This is a genomic window from Desulfonauticus autotrophicus, assembly GCF_055381725.1.
Window position 1 is genome coordinate 1117278 of the sequence record NZ_AP042395.1, and the last position, 17656, is coordinate 1134933.

General features: G+C 46.9%; 10 protein-coding genes and 5 pseudogenes. 4 read left to right on the top strand and 11 right to left on the bottom strand.

Annotated features, from left to right (window positions below; genetic code table 11):
• The first annotated feature begins 6 nt into the window (after positions 1 to 6).
• The 4 genes from ACZ42F_RS06425 to ACZ42F_RS06440 all read left to right on the top strand — a co-directional run bounded on the left by ACZ42F_RS06425 (position 7) and on the right by ACZ42F_RS06440 (position 2213).
• Complete coding sequence (locus tag ACZ42F_RS06425; RefSeq protein WP_464280168.1) at positions 7 to 408, top strand: DUF4150 domain-containing protein; 402 nt, start codon at positions 7 to 9, stop codon at positions 406 to 408.
• A gap of 11 nt (positions 409 to 419) precedes the next feature.
• Complete coding sequence (locus ACZ42F_RS06430) at positions 420 to 548, top strand: hypothetical protein (protein WP_464280169.1); 129 nt, start codon at positions 420 to 422, stop codon at positions 546 to 548.
• A 99-nt stretch (positions 549 to 647) separates the two neighbouring features.
• Positions 648 to 1193 carry a hypothetical protein gene (locus tag ACZ42F_RS06435; RefSeq protein WP_464280170.1) on the top strand — a complete coding sequence of 182 codons (546 nt, stop codon included), beginning with the start codon at positions 648 to 650 and terminating at the stop codon, positions 1191 to 1193.
• Between the two features lie 93 nt (positions 1194 to 1286).
• The gene (locus ACZ42F_RS06440) at positions 1287 to 2213 is read left to right on the top strand and encodes a sulfite exporter TauE/SafE family protein (RefSeq protein WP_464280171.1); all 927 of its coding nucleotides are present in this window, start codon (positions 1287 to 1289) and stop codon (positions 2211 to 2213) included.
• A 163-nt stretch (positions 2214 to 2376) separates the two neighbouring features.
• Here the strand turns inward: ACZ42F_RS06440 and ACZ42F_RS06445 are convergent, their stop codons facing one another.
• From ACZ42F_RS06445 to ACZ42F_RS06495, 11 genes and pseudogenes are all read right to left on the bottom strand, one after another.
• Positions 2377 to 3126 carry a bacteriohemerythrin gene (locus tag ACZ42F_RS06445; RefSeq protein ID WP_464280172.1) on the bottom strand — a complete coding sequence of 250 codons (750 nt, stop codon included), beginning with the start codon at positions 3124 to 3126 and terminating at the stop codon, positions 2377 to 2379.
• 10 nt (positions 3127 to 3136) lie between these two features.
• A complete protein-coding gene (locus tag ACZ42F_RS06450; RefSeq protein ID WP_464280218.1) occupies positions 3137 to 3433 on the bottom strand; it encodes a potassium channel family protein in 297 nt (98 codons plus the stop codon).
• 9 nt (positions 3434 to 3442) lie between these two features.
• Positions 3443 to 3769, bottom strand: coding sequence for a potassium channel family protein (locus ACZ42F_RS06455; protein WP_464280173.1), 327 nt, complete (start codon positions 3767 to 3769; stop codon positions 3443 to 3445).
• A 966-nt stretch (positions 3770 to 4735) separates the two neighbouring features.
• A pseudogene (locus ACZ42F_RS06460) lies at positions 4736 to 6384 on the bottom strand (ABC1 kinase family protein).
• Positions 6385 to 6472: 88 nt separating this feature from the next.
• Positions 6473 to 7485 (bottom strand): annotated as a pseudogene (locus ACZ42F_RS06465) (lipid A deacylase LpxR family protein).
• A gap of 287 nt (positions 7486 to 7772) precedes the next feature.
• Entirely contained in the window at positions 7773 to 8738 is a 966-nt protein-coding gene (locus tag ACZ42F_RS06470) for a DUF6781 family protein (RefSeq protein WP_464280174.1), read from the bottom strand.
• Positions 8739 to 8773: 35 nt separating this feature from the next.
• Positions 8774 to 13293, bottom strand: a pseudogene (locus ACZ42F_RS06475) (acyl-CoA dehydratase activase).
• Complete coding sequence (locus ACZ42F_RS06480; RefSeq protein ID WP_464280219.1) at positions 13290 to 13850, bottom strand: HD domain-containing protein; 561 nt, start codon at positions 13848 to 13850, stop codon at positions 13290 to 13292. The pseudogene ACZ42F_RS06475 and the gene ACZ42F_RS06480 overlap by 4 nt, the downstream one beginning before the upstream one ends.
• Positions 13851 to 13889: 39 nt before the next feature.
• Positions 13890 to 14066 (bottom strand): annotated as a pseudogene (locus ACZ42F_RS06485) (putative ABC transporter permease); the annotation flags it as partial.
• Positions 14051 to 14344 (bottom strand): annotated as a pseudogene (locus ACZ42F_RS06490) (putative ABC transporter permease); the annotation flags it as partial. The pseudogenes ACZ42F_RS06485 and ACZ42F_RS06490, both read right to left, overlap by 16 nt.
• Complete coding sequence (locus tag ACZ42F_RS06495; protein WP_464280175.1) at positions 14313 to 17387, bottom strand: efflux RND transporter permease subunit; 3075 nt, start codon at positions 17385 to 17387, stop codon at positions 14313 to 14315. The gene ACZ42F_RS06495 and the pseudogene ACZ42F_RS06490, both read right to left, overlap by 32 nt.
• Positions 17388 to 17656: the final 269 nt, after the last annotated feature.

Below are 17656 nucleotides of genomic sequence, written 5' to 3' on the forward strand. Positions count from 1 at the left end.
TAAACTATGTTTATGTTAACTACAGGACCAGGAATGAATTTTGGTTTTCCCGATGTATGTATTACCCCAGAAGCAGCAGGAGCACCACTTCCCTATCCCAATTTGAATATGAGTATATTAAGCGAACCAGTAGTTCCCAATGTTTTAGTGGATTGCATGCCTACGATTAATCTGCTTTCAAAAGGGGTTTTAAGTTTTGGAGACGAAGCAGGTACTGCTGGTGGAGTGGTTTCCCATCTAATAGACGGACAAACAGAATATATTGTTGGCTGTACTACCATATTGGTAGGTGGAGCCCCTGCTCAAAGACTTACCAGTATTACTGGACAAAATTCTTTAGGAATGCTTCCCAATTGCATGGGAAGTTGTATTGTTCCCAGTCAAGTTACAGTTTTAACCCTAGGCTAAAGAGGTAATTTATGAGTATTTGGATAACATCCTTAATTAAAGAAAAAAATATTGTAGGTCCCTTACTTAAACTCAGTAAACAATATGGACTTGAAGCCCAAGGTCACTTTTGGACAGATGAATTAGAAAAAATGGCCTGACTTGCTCCCTTAAAAGAACTAAAAGCAGACGAAACCAAACTCTGGATAATCATTGCTAACCAGGAAAATTTAACCCCTTCTATTAGTTATGGACTTTCTTTGCTTGCTATTTATTTACAAAATATAAAATCCATCAATTTCCCCATTCTCTGGCTAACTCTAGATGAATCTCTAACCTTAGATCATTTACCCACTCCGTTAAAAGGAAGCACTCTCTTACCCTTAAACCACCCTCACTTGGGAGCTAAACTGGTGGCTAAGTCCAATCTACCTGTCCCTACAGAGTACAACCTGGAATATTCGTTAAATGTTATTGCCTACCCAGGGCTTGGGATCTGGTTTGAAGTGGGGCCAGGGAAAAACAAGAATTGGGAAGGAGCTATTTTGGGAGTAAGTAAAGCAGAAATAAGCGCTCACGGAGTTGGAGAAAAAGGCAAACTACCTGCAAAATGTATCTTAAACTATCCCCTTAAAGGTCTTAAAGTAAATTTTAAGGAAGAAGAATTTACAGCTTGGGCAGTTAAAAATCCTTTGCAAGATAAAGATTCTTATTTTGTAAAAGTAACAGGTATTCCCAAAAAACTATTTTTTGGTCCATACCAGGAGGGCGACAATTTGGAAGTCCACTTCTTAAACTTTTATTAAAATTTATTCAAAGTCATTTCAAAAAAAGAATGTCTTGCTCCTCTTATCTCTTTTCGCTAACTATTTTTAGCATCTAAATCACAGGAGCAAACAATGTACTTTCCCACTGCCAACTTAGAAATTAGCTGGTACATTCCTCCTCTGGTGGCCTTTGGCATTTCCTTTTTTACTTCCATGGGAGGAGTTTCTGGAGCCTTTTTACTTCTGCCCTTTCAAATGTCTATCCTGGGTTATACTTCTCCTTCGGTAAGTGCCACCAACCAGGTCTTTAATATTGTTGCCATCCCCAGTGGAGTCTATCGCTATTGGAAAGAAGGACGTATGGTCTGGCCCTTAACTCTCCTGGTTATCTTAGGCACTCTTCCAGGAGTTTTTCTAGGAGCAATCATTCGAGTTATTTACCTTCCGGATCCCCGCAATTTTAAATTCTTTGCTGGCTTGGTCCTGGCCTACATTGGCTTAAAAATGGTAAAGGAATTAAATAAACAAAAATTGTCCACCAGTGAGAAGAAATTTGAAAATCTGGTAAGGTCCCTTAAGGAAAAATCGCAACGTAAAAACCTGCCCGGAACCAAAGTTATTGCTTTTAACTGGAAAAAACTTGCCTATTCCTTTTATGGAGAAGAATTTGAGGTTTCCTTTTGGGGAATCTTTACTCTGACCTTTGTGGTGGGAATTATTGGAGGTATTTATGGAATAGGTGGAGGGGCAATTATTGCTCCCTTTTTAGTTACTTTTTTTGAACTTCCAGTTTACACCATAGCTGGAGCAGCTTTGATGGGCACCTTTGTTACTTCCATTGCTGGGGTTATTTTCTATCAACTACTGGCTCCTTTTTATCCCCATCTTTCCGTAGCTCCAGATTGGCGATTGGGTCTACTCTTTGGATTAGGTGGTATGGCTGGTATTTATCTTGGGGCAAGATGCCAAAAATATATTCCTGCTAAATTCATTAAAATAATTTTAATTTTAACTATATTTATTACTTCTTTAAAATACATTCTAAATTTTCTTATTTAACTCAATTTTAAATGAAGCTTTAAGTAAGTATGATATAAACTAGATAATAAAGTTTTTTGTAAATATACTAAAGACCAAAATAACTAACTAAAACTAACATTTTTTAGATTTAAATTGTTTGAAACCTTTTAAAAGTTAATTGTTCCTTAAAATTCATTATATTTTACCTTTCATGTATTCCCTTTTTTACCAAAAATTCACCAAGACGTCTATCCACTTCCAGAATATGATTGATTAACCAGGATTTTAAAAATTCAATGATATTATCAGAAAATACATACTGTTTGTCTTTGTTTAGTTCTAACACCTCCTGGGTTAATCTATGATGATCCTGAATATGCTGCTTTATCTCAGGGTAATTGTATTTTTCCATTAACTCTTCTTCGTTTCTAAAATGATTTACTGTATAATCAAGTAATTGCTCAAAGGCCTTAGCCACTTCTTTTTTACTCTTAGAGACAAAAAGAGCATCTCCAAATCTATTGATAAGCAATATAAGACCTCTGTGCTCCTCGTCAATGGACTGGATACCAACGGAATAGTCATCTGACCAGACTATTTTTTCGAAACTTGTAGGTGAAGTAATAGCTTTTTTATCTTCTTTTACCAGCAAAATTACGGAATCATCTCTTTCAACCAGGGTGTCTAAACTAGGATTTTCAATAGTAATTCCAGATTTACGTTTTAAAGCAACTACACTAATGGCATTATATCTATCTATAATATTTTTTAGTTGAGCATTTTTTGAATCAAAATACTTTACTAGTTTTAAGTTGTATCCCAATAAATTGGGAGGAGCTAAGTTTGTAGAGTCTTCTAAATCAATACCATATTGTTTTCCTATAAATTTGGCCACTTGCTCACTGCCTAAACGTATAGGATAAACCACTTCATCAGCACCTGCTCTAATCATCCTGGATTCATTAGTGGGAAAAGTTCCTAGAGAAATTATATATGTTGGGATTGAGTTCTCTGGCTGCCAGGGCTATGAGTAAATTTGTCCCGTCATCTGAGCAGCAGGTTACCAATCCCTTAGCCCGTTCAATGCCAGCAGCAAGCAAAGTCACATCACTCCCTGCATTCCCAGGTACTGTTAAAAATCCTCTTTCCTCAGCAATTTGTAATGCCTCTTCTCTATTGTCAATGACCACAAAGGGGATGTTCAACTCGTATAACTTTATACAAATAGTAGAGCCAGAGCGTCCGTGTCCACAAACAATGTAGTGATTTTATAATTTGCTAATCTTTTTTGACACTCTTTTCCTCCTAAATGCTCCTTTTATTTCTCCTTCCAACAAAAACTTGGCTACCTTTGTCATTGTAGTGGCAGCAACCCCAAGTCCAGATAAAATTAAAAAAATGGTAAAGACACGCCCTGCAGGAGAAAGCTCGTGTATTTCTCCATACCCAACAGTGGTAACACTTATTATTACCATGTAAAAGGCATCCAGCAGTGACCACCCATCTTCTAAAAAATAATATCCAAGAGTACCTATCATTAAAATAGAAATTATTATAATTGATAATTTTAGCCATTCTTTGCGATATTCTTTCATTTTGAAAAATTCTTGCTCAATAAAAACTTTAAGTTTGCCCTGTAAACTTATTTTTACAACTATACTACTAGACTAGATACACAAAATAGCAATAACCTATTTTCTGACATATGGGAAGAGTCTTTTTGGCAAAAATGAGAAAGGAATATCTTAAGTTAAATAATTTTTAAAAGGTTCTAAAGAAATGAAAAACCGTTGGAGACCAGGGGAATGTTATAAAATAAAAAATCTCAAAGGAAGGAGTGTTGACGGAAAATATATAAATTGGAATTAGATAATTTTAGAAAAATTTGGTGGAGGGCTCGCCGCCTTCCGGAAATCCAGTCCCCCCAGTGCCAACACACCAAAAGCCCTTTATTTACAATGCGTTGAGAGCCTCCGAATCACGTTCTCCGCATCCCTACGCGGGAAATGTTTTTCTCCACATTTTCTCCAAACAGAGAATGGACATGGGTTCGATTCCCGTTTGCATCAAATGCGGTGATATCGTAATTCAGGTCCTCAAAATCAACCGCACAATCAGATCTCCATTCCCGCGTGTAAGCCTATTCAGAACCGTTCTCTTTCACTCACAATTAACTGAAAGCTTTCAATATTAATGGGTTATCAAAGAATAGGTCGTTTCCTGTGGGTGGGGGGAATGAGGTTGAAGACCATTTTGTGGTCTCGTCCCTCCAGCTTGCACAGGACCAGAATGGACTTGTCCGCACGGTATACACACAGGCAAGGAGGACCTTTTTTGTTGTCCAATATGAATATTGAGTGCATCCATCTCCACCCTATAATCCTTTAACATCGGTTAAAGACGACTATAATTGATCGGGGCACCGTGACATTCTTTTCACTAAAGAAGGTTCAGGCTATTCTTTTCATATATTAACGTCCTGAAACTTATTCCAAAAAACTCAGTTGTTATCTTCGTTGACGCCACCAGCTTATTTGGGCTTCAAGATGATTTTACATCCTCTACATCCTCCCGCTTCTCATGATCGATATCAGCAACCAGAAGCCCATGGCGCCTGCAACCATGAAGCCGATCAGGCCGATAACGGGGATTTCATTCCATTTTGGTGGAACTCCCGAAAGAACAATAAGGCCCGAGCCGATCACCAGGGATGCCAGGACAACGGCAAAGGAAAGCCGGTTGCTGATCCGGTCATTGGCGGCGATCATCGGTTCCAGTCCACGATGTTCAAACTCCATTTTGACCTTGCCCTGTCTGGCCAATTTGAGAATTGTTCGAACCTCTCCCGGTATATCCTTTAAAAGGTGGAAAAGATCGGTCCCGGAATCGACCATGTCTTTTCCGATTCGTCGGGGGTGGATACGGTTTAACTGAATGCGTTTCATGAATGGAGCGGCCTGTTCAATAACATCCAAATCCGGATCGAGTGCCCGGCCGAGCCCTTCCACCGTACTCAGGGCCTTGATCATTAAGAACAGATCGGACGGAATACCCAGACGATGTTTTTTCGCCATCTCCATAAACTGGTGTAACAGCGGTCCCAGTTCCACATCCTTTAGTGGACGGTAGCAATGCTTATCCATAAATCCGGCCGTATCTCTTTGAAGGGCAGGATAATCCGGTTCTTCTTCCGAAAGCGTGAGCCGTAGCAGAGCTTTTGCTGCCTCTCGCTCATCCCGATGAACGATACTCATGATCAGATCGGCGAAACGTTCCCGCGTTTCCAGATCCAGTCGTCCCATCATGCCGAAGTCTATATAGCAGAGGACATTGTCCGGAAGGACAAAGATGTTGCCCGGATGGGGATCGGCATGAAAAAAACCATGAACAAAGATCTGCTTCATGATCAGGATGAGGCCTTGTCGGGCAATTTCGCTTCGGTCAAGCCCCTCTTTTCCAACCGGTCAATATCGGAAGCCTTAATACCACTTATATGTTCCATAGTCAGAACCCGTGATGTGGTTACTTCGCGATAGACCTGCGGCACATAAACCGCCGGCTCATCCTCAAACTGTCTGGCAAACCGCTCCGTGTGCGCCGCTTCCAGAGTATAGTCCAATTCCTTCTCCAGCGTATGGGCAAATTCTTCCACTACCCTGGTTGGGCGCTGTATATCCCATCCTTCCAGGTGATGCTCCATCAAGCCCGCCAGGTGCGTCATGATCTCCAGGTCTACTTCGATAGTACGCTGGATGCCTGGCCTCTGAATCTTGACGACCACATTTTTTCCATCAGGCATTCTCGCTTGGTGAACCTGACCGATAGAGGCGGCGGCAAGAGGTTTTTCATCAAAACTGGAAAAAAGCTGATCAATCGGTTTTTGGAGTTCCTCTTTGACAACTGCTTCCACCTCCGGGAATGGAAACGGCGGCACTTCATCCTGAAGCTTGGTAAGCTCTTGCATAAACTCAACCGGCAACAGGTCGGGCCGGGTGGAAAGAATCTGGCCCAGCTTGAGGAAAGTGGGACCCAGTTCTTCCAGTACCATCCTTACCCGAACAGCGCGGGAAAGCGTCCCGATTTTCTCCCGGCGTTTACGGGAGATCATCTGTAACCCAATTTCCAGGTACTGTTCGATCTTAAGCGCGTCAATCAGGTCTCCAAAACCATATTTAAAAAGCACGGCAAGAATTTGGCGATAACGCTGCATGTGGCGGTAGGTGCGCCCGATATCTCCGATCTTGAAAAATGTCAAATTTCTGCCCTCCTTGCTACGACCGATTTGAGAAAATCAAAACTCAGTATGTAAAGGAAAGGGTGATGGAACCGAAAACCTGGTCATCTTCTTGTCCTTCGAACTCCTTTGTCCGCAAAACATGGGTGTAGCAAAGCTTGAAGCGATAAATGATCAATCCGACGCCTGCTCCAATATCAGCCACAAAATTTTTTTATCAACGCTGTGGCTGTCGGTAAAGGTGTTTCCGTCCAGAAAGATGTCATGCAGCACGGCACGCCCGTCAGCCGCGGCAAACACATACAGACCGAATCTTGGACCACTGGAGACGCGTGGGTCCCGTGTATTCATAGGGGCATTGGAATCGCCGGCCGGTCGGATTAGAGACGTCCCGAAATCCCTGGGGATATTCCATCCCAGCCGGGCTTCCATTCCGGCATTGGCATAGGTGTAAACATTGCCCAGTGCGCCGCCTATATGAGGAATGACATCAAAACCAAGTTTCCCGACATTCCAATCATACAGAAACCGCCATTTTCGTTCGTATATGACGGCAAGTCCGGGTTCGTTCTTGATTTGATTGTCCCAGCCGTTCGGGCGTTGACAACCTCTCCATTCATGAACCCGTTTTTGCGTCTGTTCGGCGAAAGATGCGGGACCTGTCATGCCGAGCTGGATCTCCATCAAATCCAGACGGCGCTCATTTTTACTGTGAAGGCCGATGCCGAAGTAGGTCCATCCCGCATATGGGCGGTCATCTTCAAGCAGTTCTTCAGCCTCAATATCCTCAGGTGTGTACATGTTCTGCCCGATGGAGAGGACTACATTGCGTTGCAGCCCCGGCTCATTAATGAAAGGCAGCCGACGGATGATCGGCAAACTCCACTTCGGCAGCCTGCCACTCTCTGCATAACCTGTCAAATCATGTGAAATCCAGGACAGCTTTACACCGTTGGTGTAGCCCTGGTCGGTATCCGCAAACAGATCGTTTTCAAAATAAAAGCTGAATGTCCGTGAATTTTCCGTAGCTTCACACGGTCTATCCCCAAAAACAAGTGCAATGCTCATTGGCAGCATCAGCAGTACCAAATATTTGAATGCAGTTCGTTTCACAGTTTCATCTGTCACTATAAGTCCTTGATCCTCAATCGCTTTTTCTTGCCATGAAAATGCTGGGTTGAGTCGCTACTGGTTGTCCTTTTCTTTTTGAAGAGCGTCTTTTGCCCCCTTCCACATTCCCGAGATGGCCCCCTTTGCAACGTCCACGGATCTTTTTCCAAGCGCTATCGCCTCTTCGGCCATGGCGCGGGCTAGTTTGCCGGCGCTGTTCACGCTCGTTTGGACGGCTTCTTTTCCGGTTTTTTTCAGCCTTCCGGCGACTTTTTCCGCTGCGTGGCCGCTTTTTCTCTTAGCACGGAAGTCGTTCTTTCAGTTTGTTCCACCAGATCGACCAATACTGTCTTTGCTGTTTCTCCGGAGCGTTTTGCCACCCTGCCGGCAGACTCCAGGAAAAGCTCCTCGATTGCTTCAAGGTCTTCCTTTGTCCGGGCAAGATCATCGTGGACAAATTCCTTAGTTTTGTCTCCAATAGACTCTACCGTTGACGCGATTCCCTTTTGGGCCCCTTCAAAGGCACCATGGGCAACATCCTTGACCTCTTGACCCACTTCCTCCGCGGCCTCCACTGCGCCGGACATGACCTTTTCGGCAATTTTCTTCACCCGGTCAGCGGTGAACCGGCTCTCTTTAAATGCCCTTTCCGTGGCATCCTTGGCAATCTGAGTCACGGTCTCTCTCACATTCTCGCCGGTTTCGATGGCCTGTTTGACCGCCTCCTTGACCGTCTCCCTGGTCAAACCTAATATTTCCGTACTATTCAGTTTGATGTCGGTCGCAACCGATTCGATCTGAGTTCGGATCTCTTCTGAAAATGTTTCGCCAGCGTCTTTTGTTCCCTGGAGGGCATCTTTGACAGATTGTGCCAGTTCGGCTTTTTCCGTTTCAAGTTTCGCTTCAAGTTCACGTATCTTTTTTCTGACAACATCGATAGCCTGATCCTTATGGACACGAACACCATCTACAGCTCCTTCCAGAGCAGCCTTGATATTCTCCGCGACATCTGTGTCGGCAGCCCTTAGTCCTTCCACGGCGGCGGACAGGGCATCGGCCACGATGGGCCGGATTTCTTCAGCGCCACCTTTGGCTTCCGACACGGCATCGGCCACAGCCTTTCTGACGATTTCATGAATCTTATTCGCGGTAATCTTTCCCGTCTCCTTAGCAATCTTTACTTCTTCAACGATACGGTCCTTCACTTGATTCTCCGACATGATTTGTACCTCCTAAAATTTAATGATGTTGATGGTTACAAGCTGATTCTTCGTTTGATTTTCCGCACTTTTTCCCAAAGTCCCAGACCGGACACCCAGGCCCTCCATTTTTCAACCTCCAGTGATGCGTAATTGTTGAACATATACAGTTCTTGCGCCCATACAGTGGGAGTGGTAAAGCGCTGAACTGTTTCCGGCCCGACCAACGTTCCCTCCTCGCGGGCCACCTGTTCCCGTGCCGCTGTTACCATGAAGTGGAGGCGGTTCAGCAAATTGACCTCGCTTGCCCCCGCATCCATGTCGAGAGAAAGCAGATTCAAATGAGGGAACATCTCCCTGAGTTTATTCTCCATCCCCTTTCCGGTAATGTGATTGGCAATGCAGCCGAAGGGCTGGAGACAGACGATGTTGCCGACACCTTCATTGAGCATGGCGATCATTTCAGCCGTAAGAAGCCATCCTTCGCCAAACTGGTTGGCCAGGCTGACAACCTCGTCGGTTATCGCCGCCAGTTTTCTTAAGTCATGAGCCTTTCTGTAAAAACGAAATCCCTGCATAATCCGCTCGATTTGGCCGACATGGTAATTTGAGTATATCTCCAGCAGCCTGTACTTGATACGATCTACCAAAGAACGTTTAAAAAAGGCCTTTTGGTCGTAGGTTTCATTGATAAAGCGCTGGGCGAAAAAACTCTGTATTGGAGGAAGGATCACTTCCACCCCTTGTCCGGACAGCCAGTCGATGATGTTTCCGTTGGAGAAGAAGTTATATTTAACGAAGATCTCTCCAACGATCCCGATTCTTGGGACAGGCCCGTCGTTTGTCTCAATCCGGTTGAAGTCCGCCACGGCTTTTTTCAGAAGATTGAGAAGATAATAATAATCTACATTCTCGATGCCTCTCTCCATTTCGGAGAGGTATTTTTCATGCAGTTTTTTGGATGTCCCGGGCACCTTTTCCCTGACCATTGTGGATAGATACATCTTGGCCAGGGGATCGGCAAAAATAATTCCCAGGGCTATCCGTTTTATCAGCCCCGTTTTATCTATATTAAACCACGGCTGGGGATTGATTTCCTCATTAGAAGATATGGTGATTATCGGAACTTCATCCAAGCCGGTGGCGGCCAGTCCTTTTCTGATAAGCGACACGTATGAGGACGCTCGGCATTGACCACCGGTTTGGGTCATGACGACAGCGGTATTTTCAGGATCGTAGCGGCCTGATTGGAAGGCCTTGATAATATCGCCGGCGACCAGGATAGAGGGATAGCACATGTCGTTGTTGATGGTTTTAAGACCCCATTCAACCGAAGTTTTGTCCTGGGGAGGGAGGACTTCAACCTGGTAACCCAGGGGCCTGAAAGCAGATGGGATCAGCGGTGAATAAAAGGGTGAAAAATAAGGGGCGATCAGGATCTTCTGCCTATTTTCGCTCCCAACCGCCCGGTCTGTTTTCGGTGCGCCGGCCCGTGCGGGCCTTGTTTTACCGTTCTTTTCTCTTATCGCATCCAGCATGGAGCGTAGCCTGATCTTGATGGCACCCAGGTTGGCAATTTCATCCATCTTAATCAAGGTATGGATTTTCCCACCGCAACGCAAAATCTCTTTTACTTCGTCGGTCGTAATCGCATCCGGTCCACAGCCAAAAGAGGTTAACTGAACCATCTGGGCATTGGCTGTGTTCGTTACCCATTGGGCCGCTGCGTACAACCTGTTCGCATAGCTCCATTGGGTCAGGACATTGACATCTGCCAGTGAGACCTCATCTGCATTCACAGGAACAGCCGTTTCACTGATGACGTCCACTCCCAGTTCCGTCAACAGATTTGGAAGACCGTGGTTGATAAGCGGGTCAATATGATAGGGACGGCCGGCAAGAACAATAGTTGTCCGTCCCTCGGCATTCGCCTTGTTTAACTGCGTCTTCGCCATAGACCTGAGTTGTTTCTTGTAATTCGATTGTGCCTTGACGCCCTTTTCAACCCCTTCCGATATCGTGCGGTAATTGATTCCAAACCGCCTGAAGAACAGATAAAGCTGATCTTTCAGCAAACCGAAATCCTTAAAGCTGACAGATGGATTGTCCAGGGGGATTTTGAATTTTTTCTCTGGATTGACAGCACTCTTCAATAGATCGGGATATCCGGTAACCACCGGGCAATTATAAGTATTTAAAGCATTTTCGTATTCTTCCTGCTCATAGACCACGGTAGGGTAGAATATCCTGTCGACTTTTTTCCGATAAGGTCGAAAATGTGACCATGGGCAAGCTTAGCGGGAAAGCAGATGTTTTCCGACATGACAGTGGCGGAACCCTTTTCATATAATTGGAAATTGGACTCGGACGAGAGAACCACCCTGAAGCCGCATGTGGTCAAAAAGGCGCACCAAAAGGGAAAGTTTTCATACATGTTCAGGCAGCGGGGGATACCGTAGGTGAAAATCGGTTCGCCTTCGGGTTCCGTGTTTCGCTCAAACAGGAGCCTTATCTGATCATCAATCAGGTTCCTTCCTTTGCGTTGAGCATCCGGATTGTTGCTGAAGCGCCGCTCGCATCGGTTCCCTGTATAAAAATGGTTTCCGTTGCTGAAAGTCAGCTTCAAAACCCTGCACCTGTTTTCGCAGCCCTTGCAGCGGATCTCCTTTTTTGAAAAATCACTTCCCATCGCCAACTTTTCGAGGAACAAACCATTTGCTTCCTGCAACGCTATTGGCGTCTCTGAACGCTTAAGTGGTGTTTGATGTAGAGCAGCAGGTTCCACAAGATTCGCGCGATGATTTGAAAGGGCTGTCAGGGCCGCGCCGTATGCACCCATCAGCTCGGAAATATCCGGCCTTATAACCTCCTTGTTCAGCAATATCTCCAATGCGCGTAATACAGCTGGATTTCGAAAAGTTCCGCCCTGAACCACGATTTTGCTCCCCAGGACATCGACGTCCTTTAGCTTCAGCACCTTGTACAGGGCGTTTTTAATAACCGAATACGCCAAACCGGCCGAAATATCGGCGACCGTCGCCCCTTCCCGGAGCGCCTGCTTCACTTTGGAGTTCATGAAGACGGTGCAGCGGGTTCCCAGATCAAAAGGTGATTTGCTATCGCATGCAATCTCTGCGAATTCCTGGACACTATACCCTAGCGAACGGGCAAACGTCTCAATAAAGGAACCACATCCGGATGAACAGGCCTCATTGATCTGAATTTCAGCCACGGCGTTGTCATGAATATAGATCGCCTTCATGTCCTGCCCGCCGATATCCAGAATAAAGGATACATCCGGCTCAAAGCGCCGCGCCGCCCGGTAATGCGCCATGGTCTCAACCAGGCCGTCGTCCAACCCGAAGGCGGTTCTTATGAGACTTTCACCATAGCCGGTGGCCGCCGTTCTGGTGATCCGCGGGGCAAAGCCGGCAGAAACAAACTTTTTTCTGAATTCAGCCAGTCCCTTTTTTACCGCCTGGATGGGATCGCCGTTGTTGGGGCCGTAATAGCTCAGAACCAGTTTGCCTTTCTCATCGACAAGGACGATCTTGGTGGTGGTTGACCCCGAATCCACACCTAAAAAAAGATCTTTTCCCTTTGTTTCAGACAAATCAATCCTGGGAACCTGCTTCCGCGCATGCCTTTTTTGCCATATCTCAAATTCGCATTTGTCCTTAAACAGGGTGGGCAGCCTTTTGGTGCCGCTGTTGGTTGCACGGCTGACACCTCTCTCGGACATGGATAAAAAATTGCTGATCCGGCCCCGACATGGTTTGCCATTGCGCACCATGGCCGCTCCCATGGCGGGAAGCAGTTCCGGATGATCCGGAAGTACCAGGTCATCCGGATGCTCAATGCCGAGCAGATTTGCAAAGGCTTTCCGCAGGTTCGGATAAAACGTCAGCGGGCCGCCCCCGATCAGTATTTTTCTTTCCATCTCCCGTCCACGGGACAAGGCGGTTATCACCTGAAGGGCGACCGAATGAAATATGGAAGCCGCAACATCTTCTTTGGATACATGACGGCTTAGCAGAGCCTGAATATCGGTTTTGGCAAAAACGCCGCACCGGGATGCAATGGGATAAATATTCGTGGATTTTCCGGCCAGCGTGTTCAGTTCCGATACATCAATATCCAGAAGAACTGCCATTTGGTCAATAAAAGCGCCGGTGCCCCCGGCGCAACTGCCGTTCATCCGGATATCGGGACGACCATTGTCGTCGAAAAATATGATTTTGGAGTCTTCGCCGCCGATTTCGATAAAAGTTCTGACTCCCGGAAGAAATTTTTCAATGTAGTGCGCGGAGGCCACCACTTCCTGCACAAACGGCAGGCCGAAGAATTCGGCCGCACCCATCCCCGCCGATCCGGTAACCGCCAGATCAAGTTCCACGTCGCCAAGTTCCTCAAGGGCCTCCTTGAGAATGTCCCGTATTGTTTCCACGGTTTTGCCCTGATGACGACAGTAGCGGGAAAACACCATGCCGCCCTCTTCATCCAGGACGACCACCTTGGCCGTTGTTGAACCTATGTCAATCCCAGTAAAATAGTGACTTTCTGCATGGTTCGTCATTTTTTTTCGTCTCCCGGTTCCGAATGAACGCAAAGGGTGGTCGCCTTTGCGGGTTTGTCTTGTTGCTTCACGCTCAAATAATCTCTTGCAGAGCAAAATGTATCCACCAGTGAGACGACAAGCGACTCCATATAACGCGGAGGAATAACAGTAAGCGGCCACATGTGTTTTTTGATAATATCCTCTTCTTTTTCAGTAAGAATGGTTATTTTGCGAGCGTTTTTAAGAGCGATGTTATGGTGCCGGAAACCGTGCAATCTGGGCCCTTCGTGCAGCCAGTCATAATAGAAAAGGTCGTGCAACAGCGCACCACGCACAATCGCTTCACTGTCCAGGGAAAGTCGTTTGCTCCAGAGAAAGCTCAGGTATGCGACCTCTTTTACATGCTCTAATCTGGTCTTTCCCCTGTGATGTTCATACTGCGACAATTTTGCAACCTCAGGCAGTTCAAGAAGTGGCTTTGCCGTATTGATGAATTGTGTTTCCAGCAAGGTTTTCTCTTTTGGTGTCAGGCGGAGAAAATGCCTGATCCCAACCATCAGGAAATCCATCAACATTATTGAAGCCGTCACTCCCGTAAAAAGGCCCTTGAAAGCGGGTGACAGCAGTATGAGTATGCTTTTATACGGGGGTAATAAAAGATATTCAAAGGCAAAGGCCAGTAATATCCAGTAGATGGAAAACTTGAGGCAGATGTGCCCTCTATAGCTGAAGCGTTGATCCGAATAGTCCCAAAGACGGGGCCAAGAAAATATTCTACAATAAATCCGCAAACGAGTTCAAGTCCGGTGGTGATGATTAAATAGGCAAGTGCTTTGGTCAACACATGGTAACCCTGCAACATGGAAACCGCCACCATGAGTATCAGGGCACCTGTACCGTAGAGGGGAAGATACGGTCCCCTCAAGAGGCCGGGGTTGACGAACCGTTTGTCACGCAAAGAGCGATAGGAGACCTCCAGCATCCATCCAAGAATGGAAAAAAGGAGAAAGAAAAGAACATGTTTACAACATCGGCCGTCATTTTGCTCTACTCCGGTGAACCAGCGAATACACTAGAGGTACCAGAATCAATGTCACAAGGCCACTGACTAATAGTCCCCCGATGACCGTGATGCCTAATGCATTCCATACTTCCGAGCCCTCACCACTGGAAAGGGCTAAAGGGACCATGCCGAATATTGTGGTTAGACTCGTCATGAGCACCGGCCTCAGGCGTGTTCTTCCTCCCTTGACAACCGCTTCGTTCAGACTCATCCCGCGCTCTCTCAGTTGCTTAGTGTAGTCCACGAGCACAATGGCGTTCTTTACAACAATGCCCATGAGCATGATTACCCCTATGAAGCTCATCAGGTTGAGCGGAGTGGCCGTAAAAACGAAGGCCCAGATCACTCCAACGAAGGCGAAAGGAACCGAAAACATGATGATGAATGGATCAACGAAATCTTCGAATTCCCCTGCCATGACCATATATACAAGGACTATTCCCAAAATCAAAAGGAGGGCTAGGTCAAGGAACGCTTTTCGCTGTTCCTCCACCTCCCCGCCCCATTCGATGGAAACGCCGGGAGGCAGGTCAAGCGAGGTCATCTTTTCTCGAATATCTCGTACCACATCACCCAGAACCCTGCCCTGGACGCCCGACTGAACCTTTGTGACGCGGGTCCTGTTTTTCCGATCGATCTCCACAGGCCCAAAGGTTTCACGAACAGATGCGACGTTTCGGAGCTTAATGGTCTGACCGTTTAGGGTTGTGATGGGGGTTTCCCCGATTTCACGAATCGTTTCCCGCTGGTCTTTTTTTAGGCGCAACTCGATGTCGAAGTCGTCACCCGCCTCTCGGAACTTCGTATCATCGAAACCATAGTAGTTGGTTCTTAATGCGTCGGCGACAAGCGCCACATTCAACCCCAAAGATGCCGCCTTATCCCGGTCAAGACGAATCAGCACTTCCGGCCGTGGTTTTTTTCGACTGATAGAGGCATCCACCGCGCCAGGTGTTGATTCCACGATGCGTTGGATTTTCGCAGCAACTTCGTTTGTCATCTCGATATCATGGCCTAGAATCTCAATGCTGATTGGACGTCCTCCACCGAAGAATAGTTTTTGAATTGCGCTGATTGCCCGAACCGAGATTTTCTCCACCTCAGGCAGAGAATCAATTTCCGGACGGATTTTCGCAGCAATCTGCTTGGCCGAGCGCTGCCGCTCTTCCTTCGGAACGAGGCGGGCTCCAACACGCGCCAGATTTGTGCCCTCCTCGAATCCTAGAGCACTCAGGAGTCCTTTTTTGCTTTGTCCAGCCAGGCCATAAGATGCTTCCACTTCAGGAATCTTCTGAAATATAGCGAGTATTTTGTCAGCCGTCTCAGCAGTGAGTTCTCCTCGTGTACCTTCAGGTAATTCGGCAACGATTTCGATCTCTCCCGAGTCGACTTCCGGGAGGAATTCGGTACCGACCAATGGAATAAGAACTAAACTGCCAACAAACGCGATGGCGATGGTTGAAAGCGCTATCTTACGATGCCTTAATCCCCACCCCAAAATCTGGGCATAAATAACATCAATTGTATTCAACACGCGTTCGCTCCAAGCAAATACCGGATTGAGTGTTCTTTCCTTCTGCAAAAGGAGCAAACGGGAAGAAGCCATGGGGGTCAACGTCAGTGAAATGAAGAGCGAAGCCAGAATCGTGATCAAGATCATGAACGCCAACTGACCAAAGATGATACCAGCGATCCCTTTCACTAAGAGAAGAGGCGCAAAGACGGCCACAATGGTCAACGTTGACGCGGCCACCGCCATGCCCACCTCCGATGCCCCATCAACGGCGGCCTGCTTTGGAGACCTTCCTTCATCCACATGCCGTACGATGTTTTCAAGAACTACTATTGAGTCGTCAACAACCATACCCACAGCGATGGCAAGGCTCATCAGGGAAATGACGTTGATGGTATAATTCATGACGAAAAGGCCGATAAAGGCGATGATAATCGAAAAAGGAATTGCCATTGAGACGACCAGGCTGGTGCGAAACCGCCGAAGAAACAGGAAACAGACGACAATGACCAAAAGACCTCCGACGACGGCGGCTTCGGTCAAACTATTGATCATCGCATAAATGTGATCGGAGTTATCCAGAATCCCGTGGATTTCGATATCCGCCGGCACTTCGGTCTTCAGTGTCTTGAGGCGATCTTTTATGGCTTCGATCACGTTGACGGTGTTGGTCCCGGACTGCTTCTGAATAATCAAGGCAATCGCAGGAAGCTTGCCGGAACGCGCCCACTCCTGCGGCTCCTCAAAGGCATCGGTGACCGTGGCCACATCTCTGAGCCGCACAAGCGCGTCGCCGTTGCTTCCGATCACCGTATTTGCGATTTCCGCTGCATCCCGATAGCGCCCCGCCACTCTGATTTGGAGTTCATTCCTCCCGATCTTGACGGTGCCCACCGGAAGGTTCAGGTTTTCAGCGGCGAGAACATTTCTGATCTGCTGGACGGAAATGTGATAAGCATCTATTGCTTCGCGGTCGAAATGCACATTGATCTGTCTTTCCTGACCGCCGATATAGACGACAGCGCCCACGCCGGGCACACGCTTCAACGGATCGGCGATTTGCTTGTCCACAATTCTGTAAAGATCGGGACTGCTTTCTTCCGCCGTCACTGTCATGACGAGCACCGGCACCATGGAACTGCTGAACTTGAAGATAAAGGGGTCTTCCGCTCCATCGGCAAGGTCCGGCTTGGCAAGATCGATCTTCTCCCGGATATCGTTGACCGCAACATCCAGGTCGGTGCCCCAGTTGAATATGCAATTGACGATGGCGATGTTGTCTTTTGACTTTGACTCCAGCCGGTCGAGATTCGGTGTGGTTGAAAGCTGGTCTTCCAGGTACTTGGTCACCTCCGACTCAACATCCGTGGCGGAAGCCCCCGGATAGAGTGTGATGACACTCACGGCCGGAGGTTCAATATCCGGTAACAAGTCGAGGTTGAGCCTGAAAAAAGCCACGCAACCCAGCAATGTAATGGCAGCGAAAACCATAACGGTCGTGACCGGCCTGCGGACGGATATCTCCGGTAATTTCATTTCTGTTCCCCTTGCTTGTCGTCACCGTCAGCTTCAAAAAAGTCGACTTCCGTCTTAAGGTCCCGAAGGCATTTGCTTTGCTCGTGCGAACATATCCTGGCCCAGGCAATAACGCTGATCCAACCTGCTGCGACAAGAGAAAGGATAGCGGCGGTTTTTCCATGAAAATGGGTTGTGATGGCCCAGATTGCCAGTGCCCCAGATGTGATTCCAACAGTCAGCCAGACGAATAGATGGCAAGTGCACGGATCACGATCAGGGACCGGAGG